The organism is Luteibacter sp. E-22, assembly GCF_049913125.1.
GTDB lineage: Bacteria > Pseudomonadota > Gammaproteobacteria > Xanthomonadales > Rhodanobacteraceae > Luteibacter.
The window spans coordinates 1078909-1091735 of the sequence record NZ_CP183975.1 but is presented as its reverse complement, the minus strand read 5'-3'; the positions used below and the strand labels follow the sequence as shown (position 1 = coordinate 1091735).

14 protein-coding genes are annotated in these 12827 nt (G+C 66.9%); 9 read left to right on the top strand and 5 right to left on the bottom strand.

All coding sequences use genetic code 11. The features are described from left to right. Window positions 1-22 precede the first annotated feature (22 nt). The 7 genes from bamA to ACN9M2_RS04715 all read left to right on the top strand — a co-directional run bounded on the left by bamA (window position 23) and on the right by ACN9M2_RS04715 (window position 7183). Complete coding sequence (bamA, locus tag ACN9M2_RS04745) at window positions 23-2455, top strand: outer membrane protein assembly factor BamA (protein WP_426287006.1); 2433 nt, start codon at window positions 23-25, stop codon at window positions 2453-2455. A 75-nt stretch (window positions 2456-2530) separates the two neighbouring features. Continuing rightward, window positions 2531-3559 carry a UDP-3-O-(3-hydroxymyristoyl)glucosamine N-acyltransferase gene (lpxD, locus tag ACN9M2_RS04740; RefSeq protein ID WP_426287005.1) on the top strand — a complete coding sequence of 343 codons (1029 nt, stop codon included), beginning with the start codon at window positions 2531-2533 and terminating at the stop codon, window positions 3557-3559. After that, window positions 3556-4029 carry a 3-hydroxyacyl-ACP dehydratase FabZ gene (gene fabZ / locus ACN9M2_RS04735; protein ID WP_371022210.1) on the top strand — a complete coding sequence of 158 codons (474 nt, stop codon included), beginning with the start codon at window positions 3556-3558 and terminating at the stop codon, window positions 4027-4029. Before lpxD ends, fabZ begins: the two co-directional genes overlap by 4 nt. After that, window positions 4026-4799, top strand: a complete 774-nt coding sequence (gene lpxA / locus ACN9M2_RS04730; RefSeq protein ID WP_426287004.1) for an acyl-ACP--UDP-N-acetylglucosamine O-acyltransferase — start codon at window positions 4026-4028, stop codon at window positions 4797-4799. The genes fabZ and lpxA overlap by 4 nt, the downstream gene beginning before the upstream one ends. Before the next feature lie 24 nt (window positions 4800-4823). Then, entirely contained in the window at window positions 4824-6050 is a 1227-nt protein-coding gene (gene lpxB / locus ACN9M2_RS04725) for a lipid-A-disaccharide synthase (protein WP_426287003.1), read from the top strand. Window positions 6051-6060: 10 nt separating this feature from the next. After that, the gene (rnhB, locus tag ACN9M2_RS04720) at window positions 6061-6705 is read left to right on the top strand and encodes a ribonuclease HII (RefSeq protein WP_426287002.1); all 645 of its coding nucleotides are present in this window, start codon (window positions 6061-6063) and stop codon (window positions 6703-6705) included. A gap of 112 nt (window positions 6706-6817) precedes the next feature. Next, window positions 6818-7183, top strand: a complete 366-nt coding sequence (locus tag ACN9M2_RS04715) for a hypothetical protein (RefSeq protein ID WP_371022214.1) — start codon at window positions 6818-6820, stop codon at window positions 7181-7183. Window positions 7184-7235: 52 nt separating this feature from the next. Here the strand turns inward: ACN9M2_RS04715 and glp are convergent, their stop codons facing one another. From glp to moaA, 5 genes are read right to left on the bottom strand one after another with little or no spacing between them, the layout of a single operon-like run. Beyond that, a complete protein-coding gene (glp, locus tag ACN9M2_RS04710; RefSeq protein WP_426287001.1) occupies window positions 7236-8426 on the bottom strand; it encodes a gephyrin-like molybdotransferase Glp in 1191 nt (396 codons plus the stop codon). 1 nt (window position 8427) lies between these two features. Continuing rightward, window positions 8428-9366 carry a bifunctional molybdenum cofactor biosynthesis protein MoaC/MoaB gene (gene moaCB, locus ACN9M2_RS04705; RefSeq protein WP_426287000.1) on the bottom strand — a complete coding sequence of 313 codons (939 nt, stop codon included), beginning with the start codon at window positions 9364-9366 and terminating at the stop codon, window positions 8428-8430. Continuing rightward, complete coding sequence (locus ACN9M2_RS04700) at window positions 9363-9848, bottom strand: molybdenum cofactor biosynthesis protein MoaE (protein ID WP_426286999.1); 486 nt, start codon at window positions 9846-9848, stop codon at window positions 9363-9365. The genes moaCB and ACN9M2_RS04700 overlap by 4 nt, the downstream gene beginning before the upstream one ends. A 2-nt stretch (window positions 9849-9850) precedes the next feature. After that, complete coding sequence (locus ACN9M2_RS04695) at window positions 9851-10102, bottom strand: MoaD/ThiS family protein (RefSeq protein WP_426286998.1); 252 nt, start codon at window positions 10100-10102, stop codon at window positions 9851-9853. A 23-nt stretch (window positions 10103-10125) separates the two neighbouring features. Continuing rightward, window positions 10126-11100 carry a GTP 3',8-cyclase MoaA gene (gene moaA / locus ACN9M2_RS04690; protein WP_426286997.1) on the bottom strand — a complete coding sequence of 325 codons (975 nt, stop codon included), beginning with the start codon at window positions 11098-11100 and terminating at the stop codon, window positions 10126-10128. 86 nt (window positions 11101-11186) lie between these two features. Between moaA and ACN9M2_RS04685 the strand changes: the two genes are divergently transcribed. Both ACN9M2_RS04685 and ACN9M2_RS04680 read left to right on the top strand, forming a co-directional pair. After that, complete coding sequence (locus ACN9M2_RS04685; protein WP_426286996.1) at window positions 11187-12164, top strand: XdhC family protein; 978 nt, start codon at window positions 11187-11189, stop codon at window positions 12162-12164. Next, the gene (locus tag ACN9M2_RS04680; protein ID WP_426286995.1) at window positions 12161-12766 is read left to right on the top strand and encodes a nucleotidyltransferase family protein; all 606 of its coding nucleotides are present in this window, start codon (window positions 12161-12163) and stop codon (window positions 12764-12766) included. The genes ACN9M2_RS04685 and ACN9M2_RS04680 overlap by 4 nt, the downstream gene beginning before the upstream one ends. Window positions 12767-12827: the final 61 nt, after the last annotated feature.

The window sequence follows — 12827 nt, the reverse complement described above, 5'->3', positions numbered from 1 at the left end:
AATTAACCCAACGGAATCGACGATGAAGCGTATCGCCGCCCTGATCTTGCTTGCCTCCCTGTCCGCCAATGCGCTTGCCTTCGAGCCGTTCGTCGTTTCCGACATCCGCATCGACGGCCTCACGCGCATCGCGCAAGGCACGGTGCTGAGCTACCTTCCGATCGAGAAGGGTGAAACCCTGAGCGACGACAAGGCGCAAGCCGCCATTCGCGCCCTTTACCAAACCAAGTTCTTCAGCGACGTCGAACTCGACCGCCAGGGCGACATCCTGGTGATCAAGGTCGTCGAGCGTCCGGCCATCGCCAAGCTCACGCTGCGCGGCAACAAGGACATCAAGGAAGACGACCTGCGCAAGGGCCTGAAGGAAATCGGCCTGGCCGAAGGCGAGACCTTCGACCGCCTGTCGCTCGACCGCGTGCAGCAGGAACTGATCCGCCAGTACTACAACCGCGGCAAGTACAACGTCTCGGTCGATCCGCACGTCACCCGCCTCGACCGCAATCGCGTGGCGATCGACATCGAGATCCGCGAAGGCAAGGCGGCGAAGATCAAGGAGATCAACGTCGTCGGTAACAAGGCCTTCGCCGACAAGGACATCCGCAAGGGCTTCGAGTCCAACACCACGAACTGGCTGTCGTGGTATTCGAAGGACGACCAGTACTCGCGCGAGAAGCTGTCGGGCGACCTGGAAAAGCTCAGCAACTACTACATGAACCGCGGCTACGCCGACTTCGGCATCGATTCCACCCAGGTGGCCATCAGCCCGGACAAGCGCGCCATGTACGTGGACGCCAGCGTCAAGGAAGGCGAGGTCTATACCGTCTCCGACGTGAAGCTGCTCGGCGAACTGATCCTGCCGGAAGACACCCTGCGCAAGCTGGTCTTCATCCATAAGGGCGACACCTTCAACCGTGGCGCCATCGAGGCCAGCACCGACGCGATCAAGGGCATCCTCGCCAACATCGGCTACGCCTTCGCCAAGGTCACGCCGATTCCGAAGCTCGACAAGGACAAGCGCACCGCCGACCTCACGCTCTTCATCGAGCCGGGCAAGCGCGTGTATGTCCGACGCGTGGTCTTCCAGGGCAATACCCGTACGGAAGACGAAGTGCTTCGCCGCGAAATGCGCCAGCTCGAAGGCGCCTGGTACTCGCAAGGCGCGATCGATCGTTCGAAGACCCGCCTGCAACGCCTGGGCTATTTCAAGACTGTGGACATCGACAAGGCGCTGGTGCCCGGCACCGTCGACCAGGTCGACCTCACCGCGAAGGTCGAAGAGCAGTCCGCCGGCTCGCTGATGTTCGGCGTCGGCTACTCGCAGTACTCCGGCATCATCCTGTCGGCCTCGGTCTCGCAGAACAACTTCCTGGGTACCGGCGACCGCTTCTCGATCGGCGCGGAAACCAGCACGTACTACAAGCGCGTCAACGCCAGCTATACCAACCCGTACCTGACCGACTCGGGCGTGCAGATCGGCTACAACCTGGGCTATAGCAAGCTGGATTACGGCGATACCGATCTGGCGAACTACACCTACAGCACGAAGTCGTTCGAAACCACGCTGTCGGTCCCCATCACCGACTTCGACTCGGTGTCGACGAGCCTGGGCGTCAGCTCGAACCTCATCAACACGTCGTTCTACACGCCGCAGCAGCTGGTGGCGTACCAGAACGCCCTGGGCAACAAGACCATCCATTCGTGGACGTCCAGCCTGGGCTACACCCACGACACCCGTAACAGCTACTGGGCACCGACCCGCGGCGGCCAGCTGACCGCCTCGATCTCGGGCGCGCTGCCGGGCTCCACCGTGCAGTACTACAAGCTGTTCGCCGAGGCCAACCACTACTGGCCGATCGGCAAGGGCTTCGTGCTCTACCTCGACGGCCAGGTCGGCTACGGCAAGACCTACGGCCAGACCTACGACAATGACGGGTATGGCTATACCGTCGATCCCGTCACGGGCCAGGTGGTCAAGAGCACGATCTACAAGAAGGGCGACAAGGTGGAATTCCCGTTCTGGGAGAACTACTACGCCGGCGGCGTGCGCGACGTACGCGGCTTCCAGGACAACACCCTCGGACCGCGCTTGTGCGACGGCGGCAGCACGTCCTCGGCGCCGAACAGCAAGGGCCAGTGCGCGGGCGGCTACTACAGCTACGGCCAGCCGGTCGGTGGCGCGTTCAAGGTGCTGGGCACGGCGCAGGTGTTCCTGCCCCTGCCCTTCCTGAAGGACGTGAACACGGCCCGTGTCTCCTGGTTCGTCGACGTCGGTAACGTCTACAAGGACTACGGCTCCTTCGACGCCAGCGAACTGCGTGCCTCCACGGGCCTGTCGCTGCAGTGGCAGGCGCCGATCGGGCCGCTGATCATCAACTTCGCCGTGCCGTTCCGTAAGAAGGATGCCGACAGCCGCTTCGTCGAACGCATCCAGTTCACCTTCGGCAATACGTTCTAACCTCGGTCTCCAGCGAAGACCCTGTAGAATCATGGGGGTGGCCAAGCGCCACCCCTTTTCTTTTGGGAGCGTTCCGTGAGCGGGAATCCGCAATTCACCCTGGCCGAACTGGCCGCCCGCTTCGACCTCGAAGCGCATGGCGATCCGGCCACCGTCGTGGACGGCGTCGGCACCTTGTCGGCGGCGACCCCGACCCAGTTCACCTTCCTGTCGAACCCCAAGTACACCTCGCAGCTGGCCGAATCGCAGGCCGGCATCGTGGTGCTCGGCGTCGACGCGCTGCCCTTGCGCAAGGGTGCCGCGCTGGTGGCGAAAGATCCCTACGTCGCCTATGCGAAGATCGCCGCGCTGTTCGAGAAACATGCCGCGGCGCCGCACGGCATCCACGTCAGCGCGGTGGTCTCACCGTCCGCACGCATCCACGCCACCGCCAGCGTCGGCCCCTGCTGTGTCATCGAGGACGGCGCGGTGATCGAGGAAGGCGTGGTCCTGGGCCCGCATTGCACGATCGGCCCCGGCTGCGTCGTCGGTGCCGGCAGCCGCCTCGTCGCCCGTGTCACCTTGGTGATCCGCGTGACCCTGGGCGAGCGCGTGCTGGTCCATCCCGGCGCCGTGATCGGTTCCGACGGTTTCGGTATCGCCTTCGATCGCGATCACTGGGTGAAGCTGCCGCAGCTTGGCGGCGTGCGCATCGGCAACGACTGCGAAATCGGCGCCAACACCACCATCGACCGCGGCGCCCTGGAAGACACGGTGCTCGAGGACGACGTGCGCCTGGACAACCAGATCCAGATCGCCCACAACGTGCATATCGGCGCGCATACCGCCATGGCCGGTTGCTCGGCGGTGGCGGGCAGCGCGAAGATCGGCCGCTATTGCCTCATCGGCGGCAACGCGGGCGTCCTCGGCCACCTCGAACTGGCCGACCGGGTTACCATCACGGCGAAAAGCCTCGTGACGGCATCGATCAGGGAACCCGGCGAATACTCGTCCGGCTCCCCGCTGCAGGAAAACCGCCTGTGGCGGCGCAACGCGGCGCGCATGAAACATCTCGACGAGTACGCGCGCCGCCTGTCGGCGCTGGAAAAGGATAAAGGGCAATGACCGAATTGAAAGCTGCCGTGACGCTCCCAGTCGACGTGGAGCAGATCCAGCGGCTCCTGCCGCACCGCTACCCGTTCCTGCTGGTGGACAGGGTGATCGAGATCGAACCCGGCAAGTCCATCACCGCGATCAAGAACGTCACCATCAACGAGCCGTTCTTCCAGGGCCACTTCCCCGGTCATCCGGTGATGCCGGGCGTGCTGATCGTCGAGGCCATGGCCCAGACCGCCGGCCTGCTGACCCAGATCACCAGCCAGATCGACGGGAACGCCGGCAGCCCGTTGTTCTACCTGGTCAAGGTGGACAACGCCCGCTTCTCCGCGGTCGTGGCGCCCGGCGACCAGCTGCGCATGGAAGTCTCGCTCAAGCGCCTCATCCGTGGCATGGGCCTGTTCGAAGCCAAGGCCCTGGTCGACGGCAAGGTGGTTGCCTGTTGCGAACTGATGTGCGCCGCAAGGAGCGACAAATGATCCATCCCACCGCGCAGATCGATCCGTCCGCCCGCATCGCGGACAACGTCGCCATCGGTGCGTACAGCATCGTCGGCGCGGAGGTGGTCATCGGCGAGGGCACGACCGTCGGTCCGCACGTGGTGATCGAAGGTCCGACCATCATCGGCCGCGACAACCGCATCTCGCAGTTCGCGTCCATCGGCGGCCCGCCGCAGGACAAGAAGTGGCAGGGCGAGCGTACCGAGGTCGTCATCGGCGACCGCAACCTCATCCGCGAGTTCGTCACGATCAATCGAGGCACCGGCGACGGTGGCGGCATCACCCGGATCGGCAACGACAACTGGCTGCTGGCCTACGTGCACATCGCGCACGATTGCCAGGTGGGCAACCACGTGGTGTTTTCCAACTATTCGGCGCTGGCCGGGCATGCGGAGATCGGCGACTGGACGATCCTTTCCGGTTATTCGGGCGTGCACCAGTTCTGCAAGGTGGGCGCGCATGCGTTCATCGGCATGGGCTGCCTGGTGGGATCGGATGTACCGCCCTTCGTGATGATGGCCAACGAGACGCGCGGCCGGCCACGCGGCATCAACAGCGAAGGGCTCAAGCGCCGAGGCTTCGACACCACGCGCATCGCGGCGATCAAGCGCGCCTACCGCACGCTGTACATGGCCGGCCTGCCCTTGGCCGAAGCCCGCGAGCAGTTGCTCGCCCAGGCCGAGACCAGCGAGGACGTGCGCCAGATGCTCGAGTTCATCGATCGCAGCGAGCGTTCGCTCGCCCGCTGACATCCGCTGCGGGAAACACACGCCATGCAGCAGAGCAGCCTTCCGACCGAAACGCCGTTGATCGCACTCATCGCCGGCGAGGATTCCGGCGACCAGCTCGGCGCCGATCTCATCGATGCGCTGCGGAAGCGCTTTCCGGGTGCCCGCTTCGTCGGCATCGGCGGCCCGCGCATGCTCGCTCGCGGCTTCGAATCCTGGTACGACATCCGCGAACTGTCGGTAATGGGTTTCGCCGAAGTGGTGAAGCACTTGCCGCGGCTGCTCCGCCTGCGCCGGGAACTGCTGGTCAAGCTCTTCGCCGCCAGACCCGCCCTCACCATCGGCATCGACGCACCCGACTTCACCCTCGGCGTGGAGCGCAAGCTCAAGGCCGCCGGTCTGGTCACGGCCCACTATGTCAGCCCCTCCGTATGGGCCTGGCGCGAAAAGCGCGCCGAGAAGATCGGCCAGTCGGCGGAGCGCGTGCTCTGCCTGTTCCCGATGGAGCCGCCGATCTACGCGAAGCATGGCGTCGACGCGCGCTTCGTCGGCCATCCCCTCGCCGACCGCTTTCCCATGGTGGCCGACCGTGACGGCGCGCGTGACGCGCTCGGCCTGCCCCACGATGCGCCCGTGCTCGCCGTGCTGCCTGGCAGCCGTCCCAGCGAGATCGAGCGCGTGGGTGCCATCTTCATCGAAGCCGCGCGGCGCATCGCATCGGTCATGCCGACGCTGCGCATCGTCGTGCCGGCAGCCAACGAGCGCGTACATGCGCGGCTCACCGGACTCCTGCGCGATTTCCCGGGCACGCCCCCCCTGCTGACGAACGGCCAGGCCCATGACGCCATGGTCGCCGCCGACGCGGTGCTGCTCGCCTCGGGCACCGCCACGCTGGAGGCCATGCTGGCCAAGCGGCCGATGGTGGTCGGCTACCGGGTGTCGCCGACCAGCTATCGCATCGCGCGCATGCTGCGCATGCTGAAGACCGACGTGTACAGCCTGCCCAACATCCTCGCCCGTGCCTGCGGCCTGGGCCGTGGCCTCCTGGTACCGGAATTCATGCAGGACGACTGCACGGCCGAGAACCTCGCCCAGGCCACCCTGGAACTGCTCGGCGACAGTGAGCGCCGCGGCGCTATCGTGGCGGCCTTCGAATACCTGCACCAGGAACTGCGTGGAGGCCTCGAAGGCCGCGCGGCCGACCACGCCGCGGATGCCGTGGCCGACCTGGTGGCGGCACCCGGCTTGCCCGTCACGCCCATCGGGCACTAGGCTTCCGCCCATGCCACGCAAGCGCAACGTCACCTCCCAGCTCGCCCGCGACCTCATCGTCGCCGGGGTGGACGAGGCCGGACGGGGGCCGCTTGCCGGGCCTGTGGTCGTCGCCGCGGTGATCCTCGACCCCGCTCGTCCGATCCGCGGCCTCAACGACTCCAAGCAATTGACCGAGGACGTGCGCGAGAAGCTCTACGGCCGGATCGTCGAACGCGCCCTCGCCTACTGCGTGGTCTTCGTCGACCACCAGGAAATCGACCGGATCAATATCTTCCAGGCGACGATGGTGGGCATGACCCGGTCGCTCATGGGTCTCTCGCTCAATCCGCACCTGGCCCTGGTCGATGGCAACCGCCTGCCGCGCTCACTGCCGTGCGAAGGCCGCGCCGTCATCGGCGGCGACGCCACGGAACCGGCGATCAGCGCCGCGTCGATCCTCGCGAAGGTGAGCCGCGACCGGCACATGCACGCGCTGGACGCGTTGCATCCGGGTTACGGCTTCTCCAGGCACAAGGGCTATGCCGTGCCCGAGCACCTGGATGCCCTGGACAGGCTCGGTCCCTGCGACGTGCACAGGCGCAGCTTCGCGCCGGTGAAGCGCTGGTATCCAGAGCCGGCCGAGGTCAGCGGGGACCTCTTCGAGCCCGCCTGAACCACGCCGGCCGTCGTCGGAAAATCCTAAAGTCGAACCAAAACCTGCCGATACGAGGGCTAACGCCCTCTCCCGAGGGTGTGCGCCTTTCCCCTATCGACAGGTACCACCCATGAAGAAGATCGCCATCGCCATCGCACTGTTCGTCGCCGCGCCGTTGTCCGCGCACGCCGCCTGTGCCGCCAAGGATTTCACCATCGACGGTTTCGCCGTGAAGCTGCAGCAGGGTTCGGGCCAGCCGCGTTTCAGCATGAAGGGCAACCTCGTCAACAAGTGCGGCGAAGCCGCCGCGGCGCAGATCCGCATCGACGCGAAGGACGCGTCCGGCAAGGTCGTCGCCAGCAAGCAGGGTTGGCCGGCCGGCACCTCCAACATCGAGCCGGGCAAGAGCGTCGACTTCGACCTGGGCCGCCTGTTCCGTTATTCGCCGGACATGCAGGACTACACCGTGGTCGTGTCCGACGTGAAAGCCTGGTAAGACGAGACCCAGAGGCGAGAGCCGACTCTGGTGGGAGCCTTCGGCGACGGAGCTAGATGGACAGCCAGGCCACCCGCTCACCCGCGGTGAACGCGGTCGATCGCGATGGCAACCAGACCAGCGCATGCGCCGATGCCAGATTGCTCAGCATATGCGAGTCCTGGCGCGGCAATAGTTCCAGCGTTGCCATGCCGTCGACCATGTCCAGGCGCATGCGCAACAACCTGTCACGATCGGAGTCCGCTTCGACATCCGTCTTGAGCACGCCGCTGTTCCATGCCGGCTGCTGGCCCTCCTCGCCCTCGAGGTGGGCCAGCACGGCGCGCGCATGCACCGCCAGGCAGACCAGCACGGCGGCCGGGTTGCCCGGCATCCCGAGCAACGCCTTGCCGTCGCGCATGCCGAACCACAACGGCTTACCGGGTTTTTGCGCTACCTTCCAGAACACTTTGCGCACACCGAGCCGGTCGGCGACGGCGGGAATGAAGTCGCGATCGCCGACGGAGACGCCACCGCTGGTGACGACGAGGTCGGCGCTGTCGAGGGCGGCGCTCATGGCCTCTTCGAGCGCGCTCTCGTCGTCGCGGACATAGGCCACCACGGGTTCGCCGTAACCATGTTCGACGAACCATGCGCGCAGTAGCGGTCCGTTGGCGTCGTAGACCTGTCCAGGACCCAGCGGTTCGCCCACGCGCACCACTTCGTCACCGGTGACCAGCACCGCCACGCGCGGCCGCCGATACACTTCCAGCGAATCGATGCCCGCCATGGCCAGGGCGGCGAGCAGTCCCGCCGTGACGCGTTGTCCTGACCTGGCGATGACGGCGCCGGCACGGAGTTCCTCGCCCTCGTGGCGGATGGCCTCCCCCACGTGCACGCGCTCGCGCAACACGATGCCATCGCCCGTGCGCTCGACGATTTCCTGCCGGGCCACCGCGTTCGCGCCATCGGGCAGCATGCCACCGGTGAGAATGCGCACGGCCTGCCCCGGCCCGACAGTCACCTTCGCAGGACTGCCGGCGGCAGCCGTGCCGATGAGCGCCAGGGGCGCAGCTCCGTCGTCGGCTCGCAACGCGTAGCCGTCCACAGCGCTCTGGGTGAAGCGCGGCAGCGCGATGCGCGCCGTCGGTGATTCAGCCAGCACCGCGCCGAGCGCCAGCTCCAGGGGAATCCGGTGCGTCGGCAAGGCGCGCACGGCGGCGCGGTAATGGTCGAGCGCCTGTTCGATCGGCAACAAGGCCATGTCAGTGGGCTTCGCCGTAGCCGCCGGGATGCTTGCCACCCGTACGCCCGGTTTCCAGCAGGTGAACCAGGCCGGGCAAGGTCGCCGCCAGCGACTCGCTCGCGCCCCCGCGGCTCCCCGGGAAGGTGAGGATCAACGTATCGCGCACGTATCCGGCGACACCACGCGAAAGCATCGCGAACGGCATGCGCTTCTGGCCGAAGGCCCGCGCGGCTTCCATGATGCCGGGAATCTCCACATCGAGCATCGGCCGGACCGTATCCACGGTGATATCGCGGGGGCCGAGGCCCGTCCCGCCAACGGTGACGACGAGCGCCACGCCGCCGTCCACCAGCGAACGCAAGAGGTCGGCAAGCACGTCGGCGTCATCGGCGATCACCGCGTACTCGACCGGCGCGAAGTTCGCCTCGATCAAGGCGTCGCGCACGTAGGCTCCCGCCGTATCCGGCTTGGCGCCACTGGCCACCGTATCGGACAACACGACCACCGCGGCACTGCGTGGCGTATCCAGCGCGCGCCTGAAGTGGGACTTGCCGCCGGTCTTGCGTTCGAGACGGCAATCCTCGATGTGCAACTCGTCGGGCTCGGCATACGGCTTGAGCATGTCGTAGATCGTGAGCGCCGCGAGGCTGGCCGCGGTGAGCGCTTCCATCTCGACCCCGGTGGGGCCGATGGTCTGCACCTCGGCGATCACGCGAACGAAGGTGTCGGCCAGTTCGTAATGCACGTCCGCCCGGTGGATAGGCAACGGGTGGCACAGCGGAATGAGTTCATCGGTGCGCTTGGCGGCGAGTATGCCCGCGACACGCGCCGTCTTCAGCGGATCGCCCTTCTCGGTCTCGCCACTGCGCAACAGGTCGATGCAGGCCGCGGGGGCATGGAGGGTGGCGGTGGCGCGTGCGACGCGCAGGGAATCCGGCTTCTGGCTGACGTCTTTCATCCGTGGCTCGTGTGCGAATGGTGGCGATGCGACGTGGCGACCGGCGCGTCGAGGTCGTCGCGGATGCAGCAGCCCTCCACGAAGGCGCTGCTTCCGTCGGTGTAGAACTCTTCCTTCCAGATCGGCGCGCCGTGCTTCACCGCATCCACCGCGTAACGGCAGGCGTCGAAGGCTTCCGCGCGATGCGGTGCGCGGACCACGCAGGCGATCGCGACATCGCCGATGGAAAGATCGCCCAGCCGATGGACGATTCGCACATACGGTACCCCGTAGCGCTCGCGCGTTGCGTGCTCGACGTCGCGAATCACCTTCGCGGCCAGCGGCTCGTGCGCCGTGTATTTCAGGTGACGCACGTGCCGTCCTTCATGGTGGTCGCGCACCGTGCCGACGAAGAGCGCCAGCCCGCCGCACTCCGGATGGGCATCCAGTTCCAGCAGGGGCTCGACGGCGACCGGAGTGTGCGAAAGAACCTCGTGAGACATGTTCAACCTCCAGCCACGGGTGGCAACAGAGCGATCCGGCGGTCGGCCGGAAGGGGATCGGCGCGGCGGACGATGGTGTCGCCCGAGACGCAGGCGCAACGCTCAAGCGAACCGGCGAGCTCCGGCCGCTGTCTGGCCAGCACGGCCAAGGCGTCGGCCACGGTGACGGTCTCCTCGCCGGCATCGACACGGCATTCGTTGGCCCCGGCCAGCCGTTCGAGGTTGGCGAAAAGTTCGAAGACGATCGGTTTCATGGATATCCCTGGAATACGGAAGTTCACCCGCCCATGGCATGCATGGTCAGTGGGCGGTCGACCGGCCCGGGCCGCGAGGCGTAGCCCGCATCCTTCAGCCATACGGCGCGGGCGACCTGCGCGGCCAGCGTCTCGTCGTCCACACCTTCACGCAGGCGTGCGCCCAAAGGGGTGCCGATGGGCGAGAACAGGCAGGTGAACAACTCGCCGGTGGCGGTGATGCGCAGCCGGTCGCAGGTGGAACAGAACGGATTGGATACCGTGGAAATGATACCGAGCGGATACCGCCCGTCGACGAGATAGGGCGTGGCCGGATCGTGGCTGCGCGGCACGCTTTCCACACGGTGCCGCTCACCGATGGCCGCGAGCATCTCGGCCTCGGAAACGACGGCGTCGCGCTTCCAGTGGCCCGGCGCGTCCAGCGGCATGTACTCGATGAAGCGCAACGGCAATCCTCGCGCCATCGCCCACTCGAGAAGGGGCACCACGTCCTTCTCGTTGTCGCCGCGAATCACCACGGCGTTGAGCTTCACCTTCGCCCCCGCATCCACCAGTGCGTCGATGCCGTCCAGCACCGGCGCGATCTCGCGCCGGGTCAGGCGGCGAAAGGTGTCAGGGTCGATCGCGTCGAGGCTCACGTTGAAGTCGTCGATCCCCGCTTCCACCAGTTCGCGCGCCTTGGGTGCGATGCGCGAGGCATTGGTGGTCATCGACAGGCGAGAGAGCCCGCGCTCACGGAGCGCGCTTATCTCCCGCACGCATTCGGAGAGGTCGCGGCGCAGCAACGGTTCGCCGCCGGTCAGGCGGATCTGGTCGATGCCATGGTCCACGAACAAGCCGGCCAGGCGCACGATCTCGCCACGTTCGAGCAGGCTGGCACGGGGCAGCCAGTCCGGATGTTCCGGCATGCAGTACGTGCAGCGGAAGTTGCAGCGGTCGGTCAAGGATATCCGCAGCTTGCGCTTGGTACGTCCGTGGCGGTCGATGAGTGGGGACATGGTCGCCTTAGCAGAGCATAGTGGTCGTGAGACGGGTGTTCCGGCCCGGTCGCGACCTTCGTACCCAATCGTGCCAGACTTCGCCCATGAGCGCCTTGCATCCCTTCGTCGCAGCCGCATGGCCCGAATGGCCCGACTATGCCCTCGTCGAGGACCTGCTACCGCCCCTGCGTCAATTCGCGCGGGCCGGGCGGGTCGTTCTCGCCACGCTGGTAAGCATCGACGGCCCGTCGCCGCGCCCCTTGGGCAGCGAAATGGCGATCGCGGCGGATGGCCGCGTGGCCGGCTATGTATCCGGCGGCTGCGTGGAAGCCGCCGTGGCCAGCGAGGCCGCCATGGTCCTGGCGGACGGCCACCCCCGCCTGCTCGATTACGGTGTCGGCAGCCCGGTCATCGACATCCAGCTGAGTTGCGGTGGCCGCATCGGCATCTTCGTTCGTGAACTGTGCGACCCCGCCGCGTATGTTAATTCGCTTGCGCTGGCCCGCGGCGCGCGGCGGACGATCACCGTCCTGAGCGATGCGTCCGACGGCGCCTGGCGCATCGGAGACGGTGTGCACGCCGGCGATGCCGGCACCTATGCGACCGTGCACCGGCCTCCGCTGCGCCTGGTCGCCGTCGGTGGCGATCCGGTCACGCTGGCGGTGGCGACACTCGCGCCCTTCGTCGGCATCGAAGTCGTGCTCCTTCGCCCGCATGGCCCACCTCGCCCACCCGAAGGCGTCACGCTCGCCGGTTACGACGCCCGCGCGCTGCCGGTGGCGCTGGCCGACCTGGCGGTGGACGACCGGACCGCCATCTATTCGCTCAGCCACGATGCCGAGGTGGACCATGCGGTGGCACTCCATGCACTGCGCTCCCCGGCCTTCGCGGTAGGCGTGCTGGGCAGCCGGAACAAGATCGCCTCGCGTGTCCAGCGGTTGAAGGACGATGGCATGGGCGAGCACGAACTGCGTCGCCTGAACCTGCCGGCAGGATTGCCCATCGGCGCGCAGACGCCACACGGCATCGCGTTCTCGATCATCGCCCAGGTCTGCCAGCGCGATCGCGCTCGCCAGGCGTGACGATCGCGCACGACGCCGTGATCCTGGCCGCGGGTGGCAGTCGCCGCCTTGGCCGCCCCAAACAACTGCTGACCGTGGACGGGGAGCCACTCGTCGCTCGCGTGGCGCGGCTCGCGCTGGGTACGCGGCCATCGCGGATGCTGGTGATCGTCGGTGCCTACCAGGACGCGGTCGTCGCGGCCCTGGCCCCGTGCGATGTGGAAATCGTCGCCAATTCCGCCTGGACGACCGGCATGGCATCGTCCCTGCAACTGGCGGCGCGCGCCCTGCACGGTCGTGACCAGCCGATCCTGATGGCGGTCGTCGACCAGCCCGCCCTGATGGCCTCGCACTTCGCCGCGCTGCTCGCGGCGCATGACGATAGCCGCGATACCGTCAGCGCCTATGGCGATGCGCTGGGTGTCCCGGCCGTCCTCCGTGCCTCGACCCTGGCGCATGCGATGGCGCTTGGCGGCGACACGGGATTCCGGCATCTCTGGGCACGGGTTCCGCCGCATGCCGTTCGCGCCGACGAGCTTGGCGAAGACCTCGACGACGAAGTGGACGTGACCCGGGCCATCGCCGCCGGGCTGCTGGACGACCCGCGGCACGGGCTCGCATAAAGGTTGCAAGAAATCGGGCCTTCCCCCGGTCATACTCCGGACCACCTGCCCGGGGAGCCCG